Origin of the sequence: Bradyrhizobium sp. B120, from assembly GCF_049075665.1 — a bacterium.
Taxonomy (GTDB): Bacteria; Pseudomonadota; Alphaproteobacteria; order Rhizobiales; family Xanthobacteraceae; genus Bradyrhizobium.
Genome location: NZ_CP185242.1, coordinates 4,216,838 through 4,238,267 on the forward strand (window position 1 = coordinate 4,216,838; position 21,430 = coordinate 4,238,267).

Consider the following 21,430-nt stretch of genomic DNA (forward strand, 5'->3'; position numbering starts at 1 on the left):
ATCCATGGTCGCACCCCTGAACGTGGGCATAGCGGGGCTCGGCACCGTCGGTGCCGATGTCGTCCGCCTCATCGAAACGCAAGGACGGGCGCTGGCCGAGCGCAGCGGCCGCGCTATTCGCGTCGTCGCCGTCACCGCGCGCTCGAAAGCCAAGAAGCGGGGCCTCGACCTGCGCGGCATCGCATGGGCGAAGAGCCCGCAGGCGCTGGCCGAGGATCCCAATATCGACTGCTTCGTCGAATTGATGGGCGGCGCCGGCGATCCCGCGCTCTCCGCGATCGAGACCGCGCTGAAGGCCGGCAAGTCGGTCGTGACCGCCAACAAGGCGCTGATCGCCAAGCACGGGTTGCGGCTTGCCGCCGCGGCCGAAAAGCACGGCGGCGCGCTGAACTTCGAGGCCGCGGTCGGTGCGGCGATCCCGGTCATCAAGACGCTGCGCGAGGGCCTCGCCGGCACCAGCGTCAACCGCGTCTACGGCATCCTCAACGGCACCTGCAATTACATCCTGACCCGGATGGAGCAGGAGGGCCTGTCGTTCGAGGAATGCCTGAAGGACGCCCAGCGTCTCGGCTATGCCGAAGCCAACCCGTCATTCGACGTCGATGGTCACGACACCGCGCAGAAGCTCGCGATCCTGGCGAGCCTCGCCTTCGGAACCAAGGTCGCGGAAAGCGCGGTCTATGTCGAAGGCATCTCCTCGATCACGCCGGAAGACCTCAAGGCTGCCGCGGAACTCGGCTACCGCGTCAAACTGCTCGGCGTCGCCGTGCGCACGGCAAAGGGCATTGAGCAGCGCGTGCATCCGACCATGGTGCCGAAATCATCCTCGATCGCGCAGGTGATGGGCGTGACCAACGCGGTGGCGATCGACGGCGAGGGGATTCCCCCGATCACGCTGGTCGGCCCCGGCGCCGGCGGCGGGGCGACCGCCTCGGCCGTGGTCGCCGACATCGCCGATGTCGCCCGCGGCATTCGTGCCAAGCCGTTCGGGCGTCCGGTGGAGCGGTTGCGCGACACCACCAAGGCGCCGATGGAACGCCATGAGGGCGGCTACTATATTCGCCTGATGGCGCGCGATCTTGCAGGCACTGCCGCAACAATCGCCACCCGGCTCGCGGAACAGAAGATATCTCTGGAGTCCATCGTGCAACGGCATCCGGATGGCGTCGATGTGAACGGTGCGGCCAAAAAACCTTCACCGGTCCCGGTCATTCTGATTACCTACGCGACCAGCGAGGATGCGGTGCATCGTGCGCTGGCCGCAGTGCAGCGCGACAAGGTCATCAGCGGCCGGCCGCAGGTGATCCGGATCGAGAAAAACTAACGCATGACCTGAACGGGTCGGGCGTGAGACGATTGATGCGGGCAGGCTGGCCTGTCCCCGAGGCTTTAAGGAGTACGCCGATGTCGACCCATATTTCCGTTCCGCCGCAGATGCTGCTCGAGCGCATCCTGACGCTCGAAATCGTGCGCGTGACGGAGCGCGCGGCGGTGTCGGCCGCGCGGCTGCGCGGCCACGGCCAGGAGAAGGCCGCCGACAAGGCCGCGGTCGACGCGATGCGCCGCGAGCTCAACAAGCTGCCGATCGAGGGCACCATCGTGATCGGCGAGGGCGAGCGCGATGAGGCGCCGATGCTGTTCATCGGCGAGAAGGTCGGCCTCAACGCCGGCCCGAAGGTCGACATCGCGGTCGATCCGCTCGAAGGCACCACGCTGTGCGCCAAGAACATGCCGGGCTCGATCGCCACCATGGCGATGGCCGATGGCGGCACGCTGCTGCACGCACCCGACGTCTACATGCAGAAGATCGCGATCGGCCCGGGCTACGCCAAGAACGTGATCGAGCTCGACGCGCCGCCGGCCGACAACGTCCGCCGGCTCGCCAAGGCCAAGGGGGTCGACCCCAGCGCGATCAACGTGCTGGTGCTCGACCGTCCGCGCCATGCCGACATCATCAACGGCGTGCGCTCGACCGGCGCTGCCGTGCAGCTGATCACCGACGGCGACGTCGCCGGCGTCATCCACTGCGCCAAGCCCGATGAGACCGGCGTCGACATGTATATCGGCACCGGCGGCGCGCCCGAGGGCGTGCTGGCAGCGGTCGCGCTGCGCTGCATCGGCGGCCAGATGCAGTGCCGCCTGATCCTCGACACCGAGGAGAAGCGCGCGCGCGCCCACAAGATGGGCGTCACCGATCCGAAGATGATCTACGGCATCGAGGATCTGGCGAGGGGCGACTGCCTGTTCGCCGCCACCGGCGTCACCACCGGCTCGCTGCTTTCGGGCGTGAAGTTCAAGAAGGACGTGATCGAGACCGAGACCGTCGTGATGCGCTCTGTCACCGGCACCGTGCGCTACATCAAGGCCGAGCACCGCCAGCTGGAGAAGTTCCACTTGGATTGAGAACGAGCCCAACAGTGGTCGTCATTCCGGGGCGCGCGAAGCGCGAGCCCGGAATCCATAACCACGACAATGAGTATGGATTCCGGGCCTGCGCCAAGAGGCGCATCCCGGAATGACGAGGAGAGATGTAACGCAAGCAAGAACAACAAAAGAGGGAGGCACCCATGTCCGATCTTTCCGGCGTCAAGGCACTGGTGTTCGACGTGTTCGGAACCGTGGTCGACTGGCGCACCAGCCTGATCAACGACTTCACCAAATGGGGCGAGACGTCAGGCATCAAGGCCGACTGGACCGCGCTGGTCGACGGCTGGCGCGCGGTCTATGCGGCCTCGATGGACGAGGTGCGCAAGAACCCGCAGAACGGCTACGTCATCCTCGACGTCCTGCACCGCCGCTCGCTGGAGAAGCTGGTCGCGCAATTCGACGTCAAGGGCCTCACCGAGGCCGACCTGCACCACCTGACGTTGGGCTGGCATCGCCTGCACGGGTGGCCCGACAGCGTCGCCGGCCTGACCCGGCTGAAGACCAAATACATCATCTCGCCGCTGTCGAACGGCAACGTCGCGCTGCTCACCAACATGGCGAAGTTCGCAGGCCTGCCGTGGGACCTCGTGATGTCGGCGGAGCTGTTCGAGCACTACAAGCCCGATCCGGAAACCTATCTCGGCGCCGCGAAGCTGCTCTGCCTGCCGCCTGAGCAGGTGATGATGGTGGCCGCGCACAATTACGACCTGAAGCATGCGCAGAAGCACGGCCTGAAGACGGCGTTCGTGGCGCGGCCGACCGAATACGGTCCGTTGCAGAAAGTCGATTTCGAGGCCACCGGCGACTGGGACATCGTGGCCAAGGATTTCGGGGAAATCGCGACCCGAATGGGCTGCTAGAGGGCGGGCTCTTGACTGAGCTTGCGCTGCGGATTTGCGCCCAAGTCCGAGATCAGGGATGCGAAAGGCAGACGATTGCGAGGTCGTTGACCAGGCCGACCGAGCCGGGCAGCGGCCAGACCGTCGCATGCGCACAATAGTCTACCGAGGTCTGCCACTGGGCATCGGTCGGTGACGTAAAGGCGTACCCGGTCGCCTGCTCAAACAGTCCCAGCTTGGACCACGGCGAACCAAGTGCTGATGTGTTCATGTCGACGGACGATGTGCTGAGCGCAAGGGCATGCATCTTCCGGCGGCCGACGACGGCCAGCGAGGTCGCCTTGCCGAAGGCAGGATCGGCTTCGAGCCGTGCGATGATTCGGTTTGCTTCCTGATGGTCCCACAAATTCATGCGGCGCTGATCGAACAGGATCGATGCATCTGCTCCGACGTAGCCGATGACGACGACGGCGAATACGGCGGTCAGATAGAAATTCAGTCCGGTGGATGCCGACCGGAAGCCGATCAAGCCGAGTGCCGCGACGCAGAGCGCGATCGGAGACAGCAGCCTTGGCGCTAACCAAGCGACATCGCCGATGAGAGAGGGGGCGGTAGCACAGATCACCGCAGCAGCAACAGCCAGCGCGGCGGCGAGCGCAGCGAGTGCGTTCCGCCTCTGCAGTGTTCTGCGCAGGAGCAGGACCACGCACAATGTGAGCGCGACGATCGTCACGACCGAAATTGTCGTCGGAACAACGCCCGGTGGAGGGAGAAAGCAGTACCGTAGCGCAGAACCGGCTGCCTGAAGCTTGCCGGAGAAGTCCGGCAAGCCGGAGCGAAAGGCTCTGCCCGAGGTGACGGCCGGATACAGATATTTGGTCAGTCGCAGGCACACCAGATAAGCGGCAAATCCGACCAGCAGCACGGCCGTGCGACGCATGAAGCTGCCGAGCAGAGCGGGGAGATCGGACGTTGCAACTCGATCGCCGGTGGAAACGCGTGCCACCAGGACAAGCAGGCCACCGGCGGCAACGTGGCCGATCACGATCTGATAGTTTCCCAATGCAAGGACAACAGCTGCGACGGTTGCGCAACGCCAGATCAATGACGGCGGCGCGCGGTAGGCGCTCCATACGGCCAATGCGGCAAGGAAGATCGCCAGCACCGTCGCGAAGGTGACCTCACCGTAGTAAAAATATTCGGTCGCAAATGGATGCAGTGTGAACAGCGCCGCAAAGGCGAATGCTTCCTTCGGCCTGATGTCGTCGATGATTGCCGCCGCAAAGACAAATCCCGAGATGATGAGAAGCGGAACGGATAGGCAGATCGACGCGGAGACTGACTCGATCGGAAGGAACCCGATCTGCGATTGCAGCCACCACAGCGCCGCGCGAATGAAGCGCCCGTCGCTGAGAGAGTAGGCGATCTCGCCGCTAAACGACTTGCGGGCGACGTCATAGCTGTCGATGGAATACATCGGCGCAAAGATGGCCTGACCGCGTGCAAAGATGTTGAGAGCAAGCGCGGCCCAGAACGGGGCTGCGAATTGTGAGGCCGTGGCTCTTGCCCAATCTGCGTTCGACATTGGACTCCGGTCTGCTCCGCGACAGGCGGAGTAGAAGGATAAGAGCACGCTCTGGAAGCCCGGAATGAGGGTTTTTGCAGCAGATTCCGTGCAGAGACGCGTCGCAACCCGGCCGCGGCGTTCATCCGTGGATGGGGAAGGGCGTCATGGCTGCGTTGTGCAAAACCGCTTGGCCGGGGCATTCTCCGGTTGCCGATGTGCTATCCCTGTCCGTTCCTGATTGATCGGCACGAGGCGGCCGACGACGCCTCCGGCCTTGCTTGTGGAGCCGCCACACGGATTGAACGCAATATGACGCTCCACGCATCCGCACTGCCCGTCGAGGCGCCACAGGCGTTCCTTGGCGTGGCGCGGTCGCTGACCGGAAAGCTGTGGCGCGACCGGCTGGACGCGCGCGGGGCGGCGCGGGCGCTCGCGATCGTGCAGCGGCACAATCTGCCGGAAATGCTGGCGCGCGTGCTGGCCGGCCGCGACGTCGCGATCGACGAGGTCGCCGACTTCCTCGACCCGACCATCCGCAAGCTGATGCCGGACCCGCACACGGTCACCGAGATGGAGCATGCGGCCAAGCGGATTGCGGACGCCGCTGATCGCGGCGAGAAGGTCGCGATCTTCGGCGACTACGACGTCGACGGTGCGACCTCGGCGGCGCTGCTGACCTGGCATCTGCGCCATTGCGGGCTGGATCCGCTGATCCACATTCCCGACCGCATCTTCGAAGGCTACGGTCCGAACGTCGACGCCGTCCGCGCCCTGGCGGCAAAGGGTGCGACGCTGCTTGTCACGGTCGATTGCGGCACCACCAGCATCGCGCCGCTGGCGGAAGCCAGGAAGCTCGGCATGTCGGTGGTGGTGATCGATCATCACCAGACCGGCGACGAACTGCCCGAGGTCGACGCGCTGGTGAATCCGAACCGGCCCGACGATCTCTCCGGCCTCGGCCACCTCGCGGCCGTCGGTCTGGTGTTCATCACATTGGTTGCCGTGAACCGCGAGCTGCGCCAGCGCGGCTTCTGGACCCGCGAGATGCCGGAGCCGGACCTGCTCAGCGTGCTGCATCACGTCGCGCTCGGCACCGTCGCCGACGTCGCGCCGTTGATCGGGCTGAACCGGGCCTTCGTCGCCAAGGGCCTGATCGCGATGCGCCGCCGCGACCATGTCGGCCATACCGCGCTGATGGATGTGGCGCGGCTCAATGGCCCGCCGGAGGCCTGGCATCTCGGCTTCATGCTGGGCCCGCGCATCAATGCCGGCGGCCGCATCGGGCGCGCCGATCTCGGCGTGCGGCTGCTGCTCGAAGGCGATGTCTCGGAGGCCGCGCGGATCGCGGCCGAGCTCGATCGCCTCAATGGCGAGCGGCGGGTGATCGAGCAGGCGGCCGAGGCGCAGGCCGAAGCCGAGGCACTGGCTTCACTCGGGCTCGAGGACAAGGGCGCTGTGATCGTCACCGCGGCGGAAGGCTGGCATCCCGGCGTGGTCGGGCTCGTCGCAGCGCGGCTGAAGGAGAAGTTCGCGCGACCGGCCTTTGCAATCGCGCTCGAGCCGGGCGGCATCGGTACCGGATCGGGCCGCTCGATCGGCGGCGTCGATATCGGCAAGGCGGTGCGGCAGGCGGTGCATGACGGTCTGCTGATGAAAGGCGGCGGGCACGCAATGGCGGCCGGCGTCACGCTGCGCAAGGAGAAGCTCGCCGAATTCCGCGCCTACATGGAGAGCGCGCTGGCGGCCGACGTCGCCAACTCGCGTCACGAGAACGAGCTGTTCATCGATGGCGCCGTCACCGCGCGCGCGGTGACGCCGGAATTCGCCGCGACGCTCAATCGCGCAGGTCCGTTGGGTGCCGCCAATCCCGAGCCGGTGATCGCGCTGCCGTCGCATCAGCTGGTCTATGCCGACGAGGTCGGGCAGGCGCATTTGCGGCTGCGCTTCAAATCCGGCGACGGTTCCATCGTCAACGGTATCGCATTCCGCTCGGTCGGACAGAAGCTCGGCAGCGCCTTGACGCAAAATCGCGGCCAGCAATTGCACGTGGCGGGCTCTCTTGCAGTCGACCGTTGGCAAGGCACCGAACGTGTGCAATTCCGTGTGCTCGACGTCGCGGTACCGGATCAGGGCCCGGCGGTGATCAAATAAGAAACGTTGGGAGTGGACATGGCAGGACAGGTTGAAGGCAAGGTCGCGCTGGTGACCGGCGGCGCGTCGGGTATCGGCGAGGCGATCGTCGAATTGTTCGCGCAGGAAGGCGCGACGGTTGTTGCGACCGACATCGACGAGTTGAGGGGACCCGAGCTCGCCGCGCGGCTCAAGAAGGCTGGTCGCGAGGTGATCTTCCTGCCGCAGGATGTCACTAGCGAGGAGCGCTGGATCGAGGTCGTCGCCGATATAGGCAAGCGCTATGGGCGCCTCGACATCATGGTCTCCAACGCCGGCATCGGCATCGGGGCCCCGTCGATCGTCGAGATGTCGCTCGCAGACTGGCGCCGGCAGACCGCCATCAATCTCGATGGCGTATTCCTGTCGGTGAAGCATTCGCTGCCGCTGATGCGTAAAACTGGCGGCGGCTCGATCATCATGATGTCGTCGCTGGCCGGCCTGCGCGGGGCAGCGACGCTCTCCGGCTACAGCGCGACCAAGGGCGCGGTGCGGCTGTTCGCCAAGTCGATCGCGATGGAATGCGCGCAGGTGAACGACGGCATCCGCGTCAACTCCGTGCATCCCGGCATCATCGACACGCCGATCTGGGGCAAGATTCCGACCGGCGCGACGGGCGCCGGCCAGAACGCACCGATCGACCCGGAGGAGCGCGCGAGATTTGCCACGCCGCTCGGCCGCGCCGGCCAGGCCATCGAGATCGCGCAAGGCGTGCTCTATCTCGCCTCCGATGCGTCGCGCTACGTCACCGGCACCGAGCTCGTGATCGACGGCGGCATGAACGCCGGCGGCGTGGTGCGGCAGCCGAAATAGTCTCGTTGCATCCTAACCATCGTCGTCCCTGCGAAAGCAGGGACCCATCTCCGCGGCCGATGTTGTGAACGGGACTTGTCGTTCCAGCGGTGTGCAACAATCATCATCTGTGGTTATGGGTCCCTGCTCCCGTGCGCAAGTGCGCACTAGGCAGGGACGACGCGGACTATGTGCTGCGAGCTAACCGCCTTGCCGCAACCGCGCCAGCACCTTGAGCCCGCCGTACCCGTCGGCGGGCAGCAGGCCCGTCTTGGTCTGGAAATCCTTGATCGCCTGCATGGTGTCGTTGCCGACGCGGCCGTCGGTGCCGCCGGTGTCGAAGCCGGCCTTGGTCAGCCGCGTCTGCATCTCCTGCACTTCGGCGAGCGTCAGCGCGCGCTCCGAGCCCGGGAACGGCTGGATGAAGGGCGGCCCGCCGAGACAGCGGTCGCCGAGATGGCAGATCGCCAGCGCGTAGTTCATCGAGGGATTGTAGCTCTTCACCGAATTGAAATTCGGGCCGAGCAGGAAGGCCGGCCCGCCCGCGACCGGGATCCAGAGCTGCGCCGACGCATTCGGTTGTGGGAACGGCTGGCCGTCGGCGCGGGTCACCCCGGCGCTGGCCCAAGCCGCGTAGGTGCGGCTGCCGCCGGCACCGCCGCCGGGCGCACGCACCTCGTAGCCCCAGTGCTCGCCGCGGTGCCACTTGCCGCGATTGACGAGATATTTCGCGGTCGAGCCGAGCGCGTCGTCGGGGCGGCCGAACGGTGAGACCTTGCCATCGCCGTCATAGTCGAAGCCGACATTGAGCCAGACTTCCGGCATCCACTGCGAATGGCCCATCGCGCCGGCCCAGGAGCCGTTCATCTCCTGCGGCGTGCTCCAGCCGCGCTGCACGATCTTCATCGCGTTGATCAGCTCGGTCTCCCAATAGGCCTTGCGGCGCGGCTCGTTCCAGGCGAGCGCGGCGAGCGAGGGAAACACCGGCGTCATGTGGTTCTGCTGCACCAGCGGATCGCCATAGGCTGACTCGACGCCCCACAACGCGAGCAGCGTGCCGCGCTCGACGCCGAAGTCGCGCTCGATCCGCGCGAACAGCGTCTCGTTCTTCTTCAGCGCCTCGCGGCCGTGGATGACCCGCCAGTCGGAGACGCGGCGGTTGATGTACTGCCAGATCTGCTCGTGGAATTCGGGCTGGTTGCGCATCTGCTTGAACACGCTCATGTCGGGCTCGACCCGTCCCATGCAGCGATTCCAGGTCGCTTCCGAAATGCCTTTTGCCAATGCGCGGGCGCGAAAATTGTCGCGCCATTGGTCGAAGCCTGGAGGGGTGGCCGCCAGCGTGCCGAGCGGAGTGCCGAGTGTCACGCCAGCTGCGAGCGCCGCCTTCAGGACGGCGCGGCGGGCAGGGGATTTCAAAGAATCAGGCTGTTTCATCGGGCCAGTGTAGCGGCGCCGATCCGGTGAGCCAAAAGTCACGCCGCCGCAGGATCATTATTTGAGCATGCCCTTGTCGGAAAACCGGTTCCCACTTTTCTGGGGCGTGCTCGAAGTATCCTGCAAATCTGTGGCGATTTTTGACAGCCATTGCCGGACAATTTGCTCCGACCGGGCGTCGAGGCCGGCGGCGAGCCGGCGCTCCTGCGCCTGGGCGATGTGGCGGCATTTCTCCAGCAGCGCGGTTCCATGGCTGGTCAGCGTCCATTGCAGCACCCGGCCGTGGACCGGGTGCGGCGTCTTGCGGATCGCGCCGTCGCGCTCGAGGTTGCGGATGATCACGCTGACGGTCTGCGGCGTCAGGAATGCCACCCGGGCCAGATCGGCGCCCGAGAGGCCCGGATAGGCTTTCAGCATCGTCAGCACGACGAATTGAGGAGAGGTGACGCCGAGGCCTGCCAGCTCGCGCTCCATCGACAGCCGCGAGGCCGCATTCGCCTGGCGCAGCAGGTAGGCGAGATAGCCCTGTTCGCCGCGCTTGCCTTCGCCGGGCGGCGGGACGGCGGAGGCGGGCAGGGCGTCTGCGGCCGATCTCGCCCCGATCGCAACCTTGCCCGCCGCCGCTTTCCCCGCCGGGTGCCGCCCGGCGGCGCCGGATTTCCCTCGTTTCTGCATTCCCGCCATGTTGCCTTCGCGAATGTCTGCGTCTTGCTCAATATCAGAGCTCTGATAATATGTCAGTACACTGATAACATGAGGCCAAGCCAATGTCACATGCCCGCAAGGAATACACCGACTTCGAGAAGCTCGCCCCCGATGTCTTCGCCGTCGTGCGTGACCTCGGCCAGCTCGCGGCGAAGGCCGGTCTCGACAAGCAGCTGCTGGAACTGGTCAAGCTGCGCGCCTCGCAGATCAACGGCTGCGCCTTCTGCGTGCAGTATCACATCCTGCAAGGCGAGAGCCTCGGCGTCCCCGTCGACAAGCTCAACCTCGTCGTGGTGTGGCGCGAGGTGGCGCAGTTCTCGGCGCGCGAACGCGCGGCGCTGGCCTGGACCGAGGCGCTGACGACCCTGCCGAACGGCGTCAGCGATGAGGTCTATGCGGAGGCCACAGCTGAATTCTCCGAGAGGGAGCTGACCTACCTGACCTCGGCAATCGCCTCGATCAATGTCTGGAATCGGTTCGGTGCCGCCTATCGCTGGACGCCGCCACCGCGCCGGCAGCGGACGGCCGCGGCGGCTTCGTGAGACGGAACGAACGGCAATTGACAGGGGAGACCAACCGATGACCTCGATGGCGATGACACCATCTCTTTCATTTGCGCGGCCACCGCGGCCGATTTTGCTGGCCGTGATTGCGGGGCTGGCCTCGGCCTTCGTGATCGGCAAGGCGCTGCCGACCCCGATGGATGCGATCTCCGCGGTGATCGCGCCGCTCTGCGCCAGCGCCAATGCGGCGTCGCCGCTCGACAAGGTCGAGGTCATCACCTCGCATGCGTTGCCGAACGTGGCGGGCAAGCGCGTCACCGTCGTGCGCGTGTTCTATGGTCCCGGCGGTTTCACGCCGCCGCACCGCCATTCCGGCTCGGTGACGGCCTACATCACCAAGGGCGAGATCCGCTCCCAGCTCGGCGGCGGGCCGGTCGAGACCTTCAAGGTCGGTCAGTCCTTCTTCGAGCCGCCGGGCTCGACCCACATGGTCTCGGCGAATGCGAGCACCACGGAGCCGGCGGAACTGATCGCGGTGTTCGTCGCGGACGAAGGCGCGCAGCTGACCACGATGCTGGAATAGCCGCCGGCAATTCCGATCGAAGCCGACCCAATTCCGCAGGCCGCAAGCGCCGCCGCGCACTGGACCAATTTGCTGTGAAGTCCGCAGCAAACTGGACCTTGCAAGCAGAATTGGGCGCTGTGATTGATGGCGCGGCGGTGACGACCGCGATGTGATCGCGCCGCTCGCGCGGCGGTCACCAGACAGGAGCAACCGATGGTCAATCTCAAGGGGCTTTCCGCCTTCCCGATCACGCCCTCCAACAGAGACGGGCAGGTCGATGCAGGAGCGCTTCGCGCCTTGCTGGAGCCCCTGATCGCGGCAAAGGTGGATTCGATCGGGCTGCTCGGAAGCACCGGCTCATATCCGTATTTCAGCCGCGATGAGCGGCGGCGTGCCGTGCAGGCGGCGGCGGCCCTGGCAGATGGCAAGACGCCGATCCTGGTCGGCGTCGGCGCGCTGCGCACCGACGATGCGGTGAAGCTGGCGCAGGATGCGCGCGATGCCGGCGCGGCGGCAGGCCTGCTGGCGCCGGTTTCCTATACGCCGCTGACCGATGATGAGGTGTTCGAGCACTTTCAAACAGTGGCGCGTGAAAGCGGATTGCCGATCTGCATCTATGACAATCCGGGCACGACGCATTTTCGATTCACGCCGGCATTGGTCGGCCGCTTGAGCCACGTCGCCGGAATCGTGGCGGTGAAAAGCCCCGCGCTGGACGCTGCCGCAGTGCCGGGCCATATCGCCGAATTGCGCGCTGTCGTACCGAGCGGCTTCTCGCTCGGCTACAGCGCCGACTGGAATTGCACCGAGGCGCTGCTGGCGGGTGGCGAGACCTGGTACAGCGTTCTCGCAGGAATTTTCCCCAAGGTCTGCGTCGACATCGTCCGTGCCGTCGCAAGTGGCGATGCCGCCAGGGCGCGGCAGCTTGACGCGCGCCTGCAACCGGTCTGGCAGCTGCTCAAGACATTCTCGAGCCTGCGGGTGGTTTACGCGATCGCCAATCTCAGAGGGATCTGTACGGCCGAGCCTCCGCGTCCGATCCTGCCGTTGCCCCCGGACGCCCAGAAGAAGGTCGGCGAGGTGTTGGCCGGAATGGAGATCGGCTGATCATCGACGCGGTCGCAACGGAACTCGCGGTGGCTCCACCGCCATCACGACTTCCATCCGCGCGTAAAATCGGCATAACAATCGCCCGTCGTGCTCGGCTTTCTGGGAGGCGTTCGATGCGATTGCCGGTGGTTCTGTTGACGCTTCTGATCCCTGCGATGGCGTGGGCCGAGGAGCCTGTGACCAACGCGCCGGCGTTGTGGGGCAGTCCCACCGTCGACAACGGCGCCTGCTGCAAGACGCTTGGCGAGGTGCGCAGCAATATCGACCGGCTCGACCGCGAGATCGTGCGCCTGATGGCCGAGCGCGGCCGCTACGTCCATGAAGCCGCGCGCTTCAAGGCCAACCCCGCGCAGGTCGAAGCGCCGGAGCGCGCCGAGGCAGTGGTCAAGAAGGCGATGGCGCTGGCGGAAGCGGACGGGCTGTCGCCCAAGGTTGCGGAAGCGGCCTATCGCGCGATGGTCCGCGCCTTCATCGACTACGAGCAGGGCATCTTCGCGGACGCCGCGGCACGCGGCGATACACCGTGGAAGAAATAGGGGCGGGCGCGGCCCACCATGCGGACCGCCCTCCAGCGCGTGCTCGCGGGTGCGACGTTCGTGCTGATCGGCTTTATGGCCGGATCGGTCCCCGCGTTTGCCGACGTCTCGCTCCATAATGTGGCGTTACTCACCAATCACTTCGCAGTTGATACCGATTCTTCAGGCGGGTCGTCGTGACGCTCGTCGCGTGCTGGATCCGGTTGAGATCTCCACCGTCCCGCACCGATGCATGAAGGCTCCAGTCCGCATTCGCTGAGACGATTTCCACGTGGCATACGTGCTCCCCGCCGGGAAGACTGCGTATTTCGCGCAGCGCAATCAACTCGAGATCTCTTGCCGAAATTGGCGTTCTCATCATTGAGCCTCGCCATCCACGCGTTGTCCACGGGCACCCGATCAGGCGGCCTGGGCCGCCTGAGTGAGATCAGCAAACAGCCGTTCCAGGTTGCGCTTCTCTTCGTCGATCCTTCTTGCGAACTTCTCCCGCTCCTGATCCGATTTGGCAGTGTCGAGCAAGAACTGATAGTGACGGATTACCTTCTCGCTTCCGCGTATCAGAAACTGCGTCGTGCTCATGGCGAGGTGCCTTCCGATCTACCGACGCTCAGCGATGGCCGTTCATGTAATAGAGGTGGCATGTCGGCCGCCAGAGCCTCCATCGCCGAGGATTCCTCGGAAAGACGTCGTTCGATGAACTGGCGCTCAAGGTCGCTCAGCTTGGTGCTGAGTAACCGTCGATACCGCCGGATGTTGTTGCGATGCGCCCGAAGCTGTTCGAGCCGGCGGTCGACGATCTCGCGCTTTTCCTGCCTGGCGCACCAGCGGGCTTCGATTCTGTCTACGATGTGTTTCGGAAGATTGATGTCATTCATATCACCCTCCTACGCCGCCAGCGGACGTACCGTTGAGCGAAGACGGTGGGGCTTGCCGCCCGGCGGATGATGAGGATCGCTATCGAGACGACATAGCGCGTCGAGAATTGCGTCGATCGTTGCCGGTGATCGCAGCTCTGTTGGCGCCCGTAAGTCCGGACGACACGGGACCGCGGCAGCGTCAGACGCCCACGACGCCAGGAGCGCGCGTTTTTCTTCCGTGGTCAGGGAGAGATCTGCCAAGACATCCCGGGGATGATTGAACCGCGCCTTACTGCGGTCAGATCTCAAACAAATGACTTCAGCGGTCGTCGGCCGCATGTTTGCCTCCGTTCTAAGACGAGAATTGAATGTTGAGGCCGCGCTCGGCGTTCCGAACGCGGCTGCTCGTGCGTCACGCTGCAGCTGATTCGAGCTGTTGCGGCCGGTTCGGCTGCGTTGCGTTGATCGCGATCCGCCGCGGCTTCATGGCTTCCGGAATTTCGCGTGCCAGCTCGATCCTGAGTAGACCATTGTCGAACGCGGCGTTCTTCACCAGGACATGGTCCGCCAAGCTGAATTGCCGCCTGAATCGACGGGTCGAGATACCTTGATAGAGATAGTCGCGGTCTGCTTTTTCGACCTTGTTGCCCTCGATCGTCAGGACGTTCTGCTCGGCGGTAACCGAGATCTCGTCCGGTGAGAAGCCGGCGACCGCGAGCGCTATCTGGTAGCGGTCTTCGGCAAGTCGTTCGATGTTGTAGGGCGGGTAGTTGTCTTCGGTGGCCCGCTGAGCCGTCTCGGCCAGATCGAAGAGACGGTCGAACCCGATCGTCGACCGGAAGAGGGGAGAGAAATCGTACGTGCGCATAGCCAAATCCTCCAAAGAGCAAGATGGGTATGAGAAGCACCGGACACGACCGGTGCCCGTTACGCCTGGACCCGACTGGCGTCCAGGTGATCGGCCACGCGGACCGACGTGTCACGAATTAAATCGGGCTCGAAAAGTGTCAAGAGGTGTTCGAAAAAAAATGCGACAGCATGTGAGCTGCCGCCCCCAAAGGTGCTGGGGCCGTTTCTTTGGGCGCCATCTCGTCACCGGGATTCCACGAAATCCATCTCGGCCGCATTTGGCGCTAATGGTCCTGACGACCGGGGCAAGATTTCATCCCGAAGCAATTTTCAGGTTCCGGTTGAGGGGCCGTCTCGCGGCACGGCCCCTTTTCATTTCACGCGACCAGGTCTCGGCCGGTATCGGTGAACTTTGGCACGTGCCTCTTTCGTGCGCGGCGTCTTGCGGCGCGAGCACTTGATCTCCAGCCGCGTGTGGCCGGCGTTGACGGCATGGCAGCGCGCCTCTCGGTCGAATGCGGTGCGAGGATCGTCGTGACCGCTCTGGCACGCGCGAGTTCCTTCGTCGGCGCTTTGCGGCCGCCGACGGAGAGGGGCGTGGGATAATATTGGGGGCCATCGTCCATGATTGCGCCGCCGGCGTTTTGCAAGCCGTGTGCCCCACCGGAACGGACGTTCCGGAAAGCGGAGTCGACGGAGCCGATGGCCTCCAACGCGAGCGGCGGTTGCACGATTTCAGAATAATGGAATGATGCCGCTGAGTTGCCCGACGTGTCAAGTCGTCGTGTTGGGTGACGGCAGCCGCCGGCTACTGTGCATGGGGTTGTTTTCGATATTTTGGCAGTGCGCCCCGAACCGGTGTCCATCCCGCATCAAGTGCGGGACAGGCTTCGCTCGACGACGCCCTAATTGCCGCCGCCTTCCTGGGTGTCGATCCGATGCACGACGTCGTCGGGTAGGGCATGGGCCACGGCGGCCGCAGGTCCGGGCTCCGGTCCGATCTCGCGGCCGCGGCCGCGGATCAGCCGCTCATAGGCCGACACTAGCGTGGTGTAGGGATTGACCCAGAGCCAGCCGTCGCGCGTGAACACCTGCACGTCGAAATGCAGATGCCGCGACGTGCCGTTGGGATGGTCGAGATAGTTCGAGACCACGCCGATCTTCTCGCCCTCGCTGAGGCGGCGTCCGTTGAGCAGGCCGTCGGCATCCATCACGGACGGGTTCATGTGCATGTAGCGGAAGCGAACATGCTCGGTGCGGGTGTTGACCTGCAATGTCGCGGCCTGCTGCTGCGCCGAGCGGATCACGACACTGTCGCGGACCGCCACGACCGCCTGCTGCCTGGGGTCACAACCGTCCTTGCTGTCGGCCGGACACGCGCCGGGCCTGACATCCTGGCCCTGATGGCCGTAGCCGCTGGCGCATTGGCCGACCTCGAAGCTGCGCGCCTCGCAGAAATTGTCCTGCCAGGGATACTCGTCGACCGTCGCACCCGCCTTGCGCCGGGCGAAGGATTGCGAGTGCGCGAAGGCCGGCGCCTTCTCGAGCGGAAAGCGGATCTGCGAGTACACCGTGAAGTCGGCATGGCCGCCCTGCTGCCTGCGGCCGCCGCTGCCCGGAACGATGTCACCGCTCGGGCGGTAGGTGAAATCAGCCGATTGCGCGATCGGCCGCTCGGCGATGTCGGAGGCGGTGTCGCTGCGCGGCCGCGACGGTTGCCCGCCGGCGATGCGCAACGCCTTCAGGAAGCGCTCGGCCACCGGATAGGCCTCGCGGCACGCGAGCCGCTTCGGCCGCGGCGCGCTGTCGAGGCACTGGATCGAGACGACATAGGGAATCCCGAAGCGGGTGAAGGCGTAGCGCACATAGCCTTCGCGGATGAAGCGGCGCAGGTCCGGAAACTGCGTGGCCAGCGTCTTGACCGGCTCGCCCTTGCCGCCGAGCCGGTCGGCGAGGTCGTAGACCAGGATCGAGCCCGAGATCTGCACCTCGACCGGTTTGGCATAGGTCCGCGGCGGCAAGCCGTCGCCGGCGCCCGGCTCGAGCGAGAACACCGCGTCATAGCCGGACGCGCCCGCATGGAACACATCGGCCGCGCGGAAGTCGGCCTGGTAGCGCGCGACCGGCAGGCCGGCCGGTGCGCCGTTCTGCCGGGCGTCGAGATAGCTCGCGGGGTCGAAAGGCAGCAGCACCGGGATCGGGCTCTCCGCGATGCCGGGGAAGAGTGGCGATGTCACCGCGTTCAGCTGCACCAGCGTGGGCGTCGACCGCGGATCAGTGGCGGGGACGCGGCGCTGTCCGGCGAACGTGAAGCTGGAGGCGATGGCCGGGCGGGTCGTGATCTCTTGCCGGAGCTGGTCGAGCACCGAGCGCCATTCGACCCGCATGGCGGAGATCGAAGGCGTCCGGAATTCGTCGGCATGAGCGTCGGGAGGAGGCAAGAGCAGGGCTGCCAGCCAGCAAGTGATGAAGCTGACGACCTTCCTGTTCACTGCACTCCCCGGGCCATGCCTGATCGCGAGAGATTAGAGCAAGTTCCGGAAAAGTGTGTAGCAGTTTTCCGGAAAGTTTGAGGTTAAACAACAACCTGATGCGCGGTGATGGTTCATTGCGACTGTCACCGCGCCTTGCCGCTCAATCCTTGCTCTATCCTCGCTCAATCCTTGGCGCGTTCGACGTAGGAGCCGTCCTCGGTCATCACGACGATGCGCGTGCCGGTGGAAACGTGCGGCGGCACGCCGGTGCGGATGCCGTTCGACAGCATCGCGGGCTTGTACGACGACGAGGCGGTCTGGCCCTTGGTGACGGGCTCGGTCTCCACCACTTCCAGCGTCACGCGCTGCGGCAGCTGGATCGCGACCGGATTGCCGTCATGCATCGACAGCTTCACGGTCATGTTCTCCTGCAAATACGGCGCAGACGAACCGACGATCTCCTTGGAGACCTGGACCTGGTCGTAATTGTCGTTGTTCATGAAGTGGAAGCCGTCGGCGTCCTCGTAGAGGTAGTTGTAGTTGTGGTCCTCGACGGTGGCCTTCTCGACCTGGTCGGTGGTCTTGTAGCGCTCCGACACCTTCACGCCGTCGCCGATGCGGCGCATTTCGATCTGGCTGACGGGGGTGCCCTTGCCGGGATGAATGTTTTCGGCGGAGAGGACCACATAGAGCTTGCCATCCTGCTCGATGATGTTGCCCTTGCGGATGGAACTGGCGATGACTTTCAAAGGTGTTTTCCTGAATTTGAGAAGCGGGGGCGCAAACCGGACCGGCAGCCCCTCGGCCGTGGCGGCGATTTCGGGCTGCAACATACTGATTTGTCCCTGAGATGCCAGTCTTTTGCGGCCGAATTCGGTAGTTTGCCAACCGCCGGCAGCGGCCCTCGGAGGGGCGCTAGCGAGGGTCCTTGCCGGGGATTTTTCGGGCCTTCTCGTTATGTTCGGCAAGGCTTGCCGGAACCGAGAATGTGTCCGTCTTCAGGTCGTAGACGCAGCGCCAGTCCTCAACCCAGGGGAAGGGGGTATCTTCGCCCTGGATATCGAAGGATAGGCCGAGCACGAGATATCGACTGTCCGGCCAATGCTGATCCATCCAGGCGTAGTTGTCCTCCAGGCCCCTGATCAGCCCGACCTGCATGTGATCGAGCGCATAGGGGTCGTTCGGGTCGCGGCGCACACCGTCGGCCGCCGGCTGGGTGTAGAAGAAGTCCCACGCGGCCTCGCCAAGCGGCTTTTCGGTGGCCGGCACGAACCGATCGCCGGTCCGCTTGTAAAGGTAGAGGGTGTGATAGCCGGCGCCGAGCTTCTGCATCCGCACCAGCCAGCGGCTGTCCGGGCTGAAGCGGAAGCCGGCCTGGTAGCCCGCCGCGTCGGTGCCTTCGCCCTGGTTCAGCAGCGCGCCATGCTTGTGGGCCCGGTCGAACGTCCAGAACTGGAACAGGAGACCTTCATCGCCCATGTCCTTCGCATATTGCTCGAGGCGGATCGTTCGATCCGGGGAGGTGAAGCTGGCGTCCGCGACCTGCTTGAACTGGCTGTCAGGGCCGTCGGCCCGCGCCGGCGCCGCCACGGCAAAGCCGAGCAACAGAAGCAATCCAGCAGTTCGCAACCGGCCGGCCATGGCGACATCCTGTGTCCGCGGAACTGGCGATGGGACGCGCGAGCCGGCGTTCAGGTTCAGCCGTGGGAACGCATGGACAATGCCGGCGTCTTTCGACAAGAAGGGATTCGGTTCGCCGCGTTCTGCGGCGACCAAGGCCGTGTCGACTATGTATTTGTATGGAATCAAGGATTTGCGTCCGGCTCTTAAATCAGGGCGGTGGCTTGTTGATGTTGAATCCGCAACCGCCGGGGCGGCCGGCCGATGACTGCGCCTGACCAGCCCTCGCCCTGGTGGACGCCATCACGCTACGCTGATCGCAGGCCCTTCCTGCAGGCGCGGACCGCGATCACGCGGGCGCTCCGGGCGTGGTTCGAGGAGCAGGGCTTTGCCGAGGTCGAGACCGCCATCCTGCAGATCTCGCCGGGCAACGAGACCCATCTGCACGCGCCCCGTACCGAACTCAGGCAAACCGACGGCTCAGCTGCGCCACGCTATCTGCGCACCTCGCCCGAATTCGCCTGCAAGAAGCTGCTCGCGGCCGGCGAGCCCAAGATCTACGAATTCGCGCGGGTGTTCCGCGATCGCGAGCGCGGCGACCTGCATCTGCCCGAATTCACCATGCTGGAATGGTACCGCGCCAATGCCGGTTACGACGCCATCATGGCCGACACGATTGTCGTGATCGCCCATGCCGCGCAGGCGACCGGGATCGGGCGGTTTTCATTCCGCGGCAGGATGGCCGACCCCTTTGCCGAGCCGGAGTTGCTGACGGTTGCCGCAGGTTTCGAGCGCTTCGCCGGCATCGACCTGCTGGCGACGATCTCGGGCGGCGAGGGCAATCGCGCGGCGCTGGCGGCAGCCGCGCGAGAGCGGGTGCGGATCGCCGATGACGACACCTGGTCGGACATCTTCAGCAAGGTGCTGGTCGAGCGTGTCGAGCCCAATCTCGGACAAGGCCGCCTCACGGTGCTGTTCGAATATCCGTCGCCGGAGGCCGCGCTGGCGCGCACCAAGGCGGGCGAGCCGCGCGTCGCCGAGCGTTTCGAGGTCTATGCCTGCGGGGTCGAGCTCGCCAACGGCTTTGGCGAGTTGACCGACGCGGCCGAGCAGCGCCATCGTTTCACCGCAGCCATGGACGAGAAGGCCCGCCGTTACGGCGAGCGCTATCCGCTCGACGACGATTTCCTTGCCGCCGTCGGCCAGATGCCCGAGGCGAGCGGCGTCGCGCTCGGTTTCGACCGGCTGGTGATGCTGGCGAGCGGCGCACCACGAATTGACCAGGTGGTCTGGACGCCGCCTGCAGGAGAGCCATGAACAGGATCGATCCGAAATTGGCGGCAACACTGCGCCAGCCGCGCGAGCTGGCCGATGCCGGCCTCGTGCCGGTCGCAGCTCTTGCCGAGCTCGAACAGGTGGCTGCGCGCTACGCGGTCGCGGTGACGCCGGAGCTCGCGGCGCTGATCGATCCGGCCGACGCCAACGACCCGATCGCGCGGCAGTTCATCCCGAGCGCTGACGAGCTCGTGGAGCAGCCGAGCGAGACCGCCGATCCGATCGGCGACGATGCGCATTCGCCGGTCGCCGGGATCGTGCATCGCTATCCGGACCGGGTGTTGTTCAAGCTCGTCCATGTCTGCGCGGTCTATTGCCGGTTCTGTTTCCGGCGCGAAATGGTCGGGCCGGGCAAGGCCTCGGCCTTGTCCGACGATGCCTATCGCGGGGCACTGGAGTACATCCGTACCCATCAAGAAGTCTGGGAAGTCATCCTGACCGGCGGTGATCCCTTAATGCTGTCGTCGCGCAGGCTGTCCGAGATCATGGCCGATCTCGCTGGCATCGATCATGTGAAGATCATCCGCCTTCACAGCCGTGTTCCCATCGCCGATCCCGAACGCGTCAATTCCGACATGGTCGCGGCGCTGCGGGTCGACGGGGCTACGACCTGGATCGCCATCCACGCCAACCATCCGCGCGAGCTGGGCGCCAACGCCCGCGCCGCGTGCGCGCGCCTTGCCGACGCCGGCATTCCGTTGGTCAGCCAGTCCGTTCTGCTGCGCGGCGTCAACGACGATGCCGCGACGCTCACGGCGCTGATGCGCGCCTTCGTCGAGTGCCGGATCAAGCCCTATTATCTGCACCACGGCGACCTTGCACCCGGCACCGCGCATTTGCGCACCACCATCGAAGCCGGGCAGGAATTGATGCGGGCGTTGCGCGGGCGCGTCTCCGGACTGTGCCAGCCGGATTATGTGCTCGACATCCCCGGGGGCTACGGCAAGGCGCCGATCGGCCCGACCTATTTGTCGCAGCCGGCTTCCCGCGAAGGTGAGGATCCGCTGGAGCGGCGGTACCGTATCGTCGATTATTGCGGTGACGTTCATCTTTACCCGCCGCAACCGTGAGCCCGCGATGCGCGGGGCCGGGGACGGACGGCAGGAGCCGCCCGAGGGCGAGGGCCGCCGCGGCGTCGAAAATGCTGTGATGTTCGGCTTCTTTGTGGTGCTGGTCGCCGCGGGAATCTGGCTCCTTGGCACGATGGCCGATATACGGAAGGTCCAGGATTGCGCAGCGCAGGGGCGACGCAACTGTGCTACCGTCGAGGTGCCGGAACGGGCGCAATAGGGTTGAGAAGCGGAGACGCGAGATGCGGAAGACTGTTTTGTTGATGGCTCTGATGATGGTTGGAGCGCCCCAGGTTGGAACGTCCCAGGCATGGGCGCAGCAACAGGGCGGATCGTCCTCCATGCAGAAGAACGCGCCGCTGCCGGAGGCGCCGGTCGGACATCGTCAGCCACGCCGCGGCGAGGTTCCCAACGAAAAGAATATCAGCGATCCGAACAATACCGCGAACAAGGAAGACGCTGCGCTCGACAAGAAGATCAAGAGCATCTGCCGCGGCTGCTAGGCCAGCAGCGGCGCCGGCACGGTGCCGGATTTACGCATGAGCGGCACAGGCATCACGCGACAAGGTGTGGGG

At 65.2% G+C, this 21,430-nt stretch carries 23 protein-coding genes; 14 read left to right on the forward strand and 9 right to left on the reverse strand.

What is annotated here, in order from left to right; genetic code table 11:
• Positions 1 to 4: 4 nt before the first annotated feature.
• The 3 genes from ACOIX3_RS19100 (at position 5) to ACOIX3_RS19110 (ending at position 3,287) form a co-directional block, all read left to right on the forward strand.
• The gene (locus ACOIX3_RS19100; RefSeq protein WP_342722164.1) at positions 5 to 1,324 is read left to right on the forward strand and encodes a homoserine dehydrogenase; all 1,320 of its coding nucleotides are present in this window, start codon (positions 5 to 7) and stop codon (positions 1,322 to 1,324) included.
• 80 nt (positions 1,325 to 1,404) lie between these two features.
• Entirely contained in the window at positions 1,405 to 2,403 is a 999-nt protein-coding gene (gene glpX / locus ACOIX3_RS19105; protein ID WP_173643387.1) for a class II fructose-bisphosphatase, read from the forward strand.
• A gap of 164 nt (positions 2,404 to 2,567) precedes the next feature.
• Positions 2,568 to 3,287 (forward strand): haloacid dehalogenase type II, encoded by a 720-nt coding sequence (locus ACOIX3_RS19110; RefSeq protein ID WP_420971385.1) that lies wholly within the window; start codon positions 2,568 to 2,570, stop codon positions 3,285 to 3,287.
• 52 nt (positions 3,288 to 3,339) lie between these two features.
• On the opposite strand, the gene ACOIX3_RS19115 is transcribed toward ACOIX3_RS19110, so the two are convergent.
• Entirely contained in the window at positions 3,340 to 4,851 is a 1,512-nt protein-coding gene (locus ACOIX3_RS19115) for a glucosyltransferase domain-containing protein (protein ID WP_420971386.1), read from the reverse strand.
• A gap of 291 nt (positions 4,852 to 5,142) precedes the next feature.
• Between ACOIX3_RS19115 and recJ the strand changes: the two genes are divergently transcribed.
• Positions 5,143 to 6,984, forward strand: a complete 1,842-nt coding sequence (gene recJ / locus ACOIX3_RS19120) for a single-stranded-DNA-specific exonuclease RecJ (protein ID WP_420971387.1) — start codon at positions 5,143 to 5,145, stop codon at positions 6,982 to 6,984.
• Positions 6,985 to 7,002: 18 nt separating this feature from the next.
• Positions 7,003 to 7,815, forward strand: a complete 813-nt coding sequence (locus ACOIX3_RS19125; RefSeq protein WP_420971389.1) for an SDR family NAD(P)-dependent oxidoreductase — start codon at positions 7,003 to 7,005, stop codon at positions 7,813 to 7,815.
• A 180-nt stretch (positions 7,816 to 7,995) separates the two neighbouring features.
• Here ACOIX3_RS19125 and ACOIX3_RS19130 read toward each other — a convergent pair whose 3' ends face one another.
• Positions 7,996 to 9,231 (reverse strand): lytic murein transglycosylase, encoded by a 1,236-nt coding sequence (locus ACOIX3_RS19130; RefSeq protein ID WP_420971390.1) that lies wholly within the window; start codon positions 9,229 to 9,231, stop codon positions 7,996 to 7,998.
• 57 nt (positions 9,232 to 9,288) lie between these two features.
• Positions 9,289 to 9,915 carry a MarR family winged helix-turn-helix transcriptional regulator gene (locus ACOIX3_RS19135; protein ID WP_420971391.1) on the reverse strand — a complete coding sequence of 209 codons (627 nt, stop codon included), beginning with the start codon at positions 9,913 to 9,915 and terminating at the stop codon, positions 9,289 to 9,291.
• Positions 9,916 to 9,998: 83 nt separating this feature from the next.
• Here ACOIX3_RS19135 and ACOIX3_RS19140 point away from each other — a divergent pair, with 83 nt between their 5' ends.
• The 5 genes from ACOIX3_RS19140 to ACOIX3_RS19160 all read left to right on the forward strand — a co-directional run bounded on the left by ACOIX3_RS19140 (position 9,999) and on the right by ACOIX3_RS19160 (position 12,830).
• On the forward strand, positions 9,999 to 10,478 hold the full coding sequence (locus ACOIX3_RS19140; protein ID WP_420971392.1) for a carboxymuconolactone decarboxylase family protein: 480 nt from the start codon (positions 9,999 to 10,001) through the stop codon (positions 10,476 to 10,478).
• Positions 10,479 to 10,515: 37 nt separating this feature from the next.
• Positions 10,516 to 11,022, forward strand: a complete 507-nt coding sequence (locus ACOIX3_RS19145; RefSeq protein ID WP_420971393.1) for a cupin domain-containing protein — start codon at positions 10,516 to 10,518, stop codon at positions 11,020 to 11,022.
• A 195-nt stretch (positions 11,023 to 11,217) separates the two neighbouring features.
• On the forward strand, positions 11,218 to 12,111 hold the full coding sequence (locus ACOIX3_RS19150) for a dihydrodipicolinate synthase family protein (protein ID WP_420971394.1): 894 nt from the start codon (positions 11,218 to 11,220) through the stop codon (positions 12,109 to 12,111).
• Between the two features lie 116 nt (positions 12,112 to 12,227).
• Positions 12,228 to 12,650, forward strand: a complete 423-nt coding sequence (locus tag ACOIX3_RS19155; protein ID WP_206600772.1) for a chorismate mutase — start codon at positions 12,228 to 12,230, stop codon at positions 12,648 to 12,650.
• Between the two features lie 18 nt (positions 12,651 to 12,668).
• Positions 12,669 to 12,830: a hypothetical protein gene (locus ACOIX3_RS19160; RefSeq protein WP_158231235.1), complete on the forward strand. Its 162-nt coding sequence runs from the start codon at positions 12,669 to 12,671 to the stop codon at positions 12,828 to 12,830.
• A 219-nt stretch (positions 12,831 to 13,049) separates the two neighbouring features.
• Here ACOIX3_RS19160 and ACOIX3_RS19165 read toward each other — a convergent pair whose 3' ends face one another.
• The 6 genes from ACOIX3_RS19165 to ACOIX3_RS19190 all read right to left on the reverse strand — a co-directional run bounded on the left by ACOIX3_RS19165 (position 13,050) and on the right by ACOIX3_RS19190 (position 18,606).
• The gene (locus tag ACOIX3_RS19165; protein WP_342711142.1) at positions 13,050 to 13,229 is read right to left on the reverse strand and encodes a hypothetical protein; all 180 of its coding nucleotides are present in this window, start codon (positions 13,227 to 13,229) and stop codon (positions 13,050 to 13,052) included.
• Entirely contained in the window at positions 13,226 to 13,525 is a 300-nt protein-coding gene (locus tag ACOIX3_RS19170) for a hypothetical protein (RefSeq protein ID WP_420971395.1), read from the reverse strand. Before ACOIX3_RS19170 ends, ACOIX3_RS19165 begins: the two co-directional genes overlap by 4 nt.
• A gap of 394 nt (positions 13,526 to 13,919) precedes the next feature.
• Positions 13,920 to 14,375 (reverse strand): Hsp20 family protein, encoded by a 456-nt coding sequence (locus ACOIX3_RS19175; RefSeq protein WP_097672234.1) that lies wholly within the window; start codon positions 14,373 to 14,375, stop codon positions 13,920 to 13,922.
• A gap of 886 nt (positions 14,376 to 15,261) precedes the next feature.
• Positions 15,262 to 16,848 carry a M23 family peptidase gene (locus ACOIX3_RS19180; protein WP_420971396.1) on the reverse strand — a complete coding sequence of 529 codons (1,587 nt, stop codon included), beginning with the start codon at positions 16,846 to 16,848 and terminating at the stop codon, positions 15,262 to 15,264.
• A 164-nt stretch (positions 16,849 to 17,012) separates the two neighbouring features.
• The gene (gene efp, locus ACOIX3_RS19185) at positions 17,013 to 17,579 is read right to left on the reverse strand and encodes an elongation factor P (protein WP_092125602.1); all 567 of its coding nucleotides are present in this window, start codon (positions 17,577 to 17,579) and stop codon (positions 17,013 to 17,015) included.
• A 166-nt stretch (positions 17,580 to 17,745) separates the two neighbouring features.
• Positions 17,746 to 18,606, reverse strand: coding sequence for a hypothetical protein (locus tag ACOIX3_RS19190; RefSeq protein ID WP_420971397.1), 861 nt, complete (start codon positions 18,604 to 18,606; stop codon positions 17,746 to 17,748).
• 108 nt (positions 18,607 to 18,714) lie between these two features.
• Between ACOIX3_RS19190 and epmA the strand changes: the two genes are divergently transcribed.
• The 4 genes from epmA to ACOIX3_RS19210 are packed head-to-tail and all read left to right on the forward strand — an operon-like array spanning position 18,715 to position 21,358.
• Entirely contained in the window at positions 18,715 to 19,767 is a 1,053-nt protein-coding gene (epmA, locus tag ACOIX3_RS19195; protein ID WP_420971398.1) for an EF-P lysine aminoacylase EpmA, read from the forward strand.
• Complete coding sequence (locus ACOIX3_RS19200; RefSeq protein ID WP_420971400.1) at positions 19,764 to 20,855, forward strand: lysine-2,3-aminomutase-like protein; 1,092 nt, start codon at positions 19,764 to 19,766, stop codon at positions 20,853 to 20,855. Before epmA ends, ACOIX3_RS19200 begins: the two co-directional genes overlap by 4 nt.
• 7 nt (positions 20,856 to 20,862) lie before the next feature.
• Entirely contained in the window at positions 20,863 to 21,075 is a 213-nt protein-coding gene (locus ACOIX3_RS19205) for a hypothetical protein (protein WP_420971401.1), read from the forward strand.
• A gap of 22 nt (positions 21,076 to 21,097) precedes the next feature.
• Positions 21,098 to 21,358, forward strand: coding sequence for a hypothetical protein (locus ACOIX3_RS19210; protein ID WP_420971402.1), 261 nt, complete (start codon positions 21,098 to 21,100; stop codon positions 21,356 to 21,358).
• Positions 21,359 to 21,430: the final 72 nt, after the last annotated feature.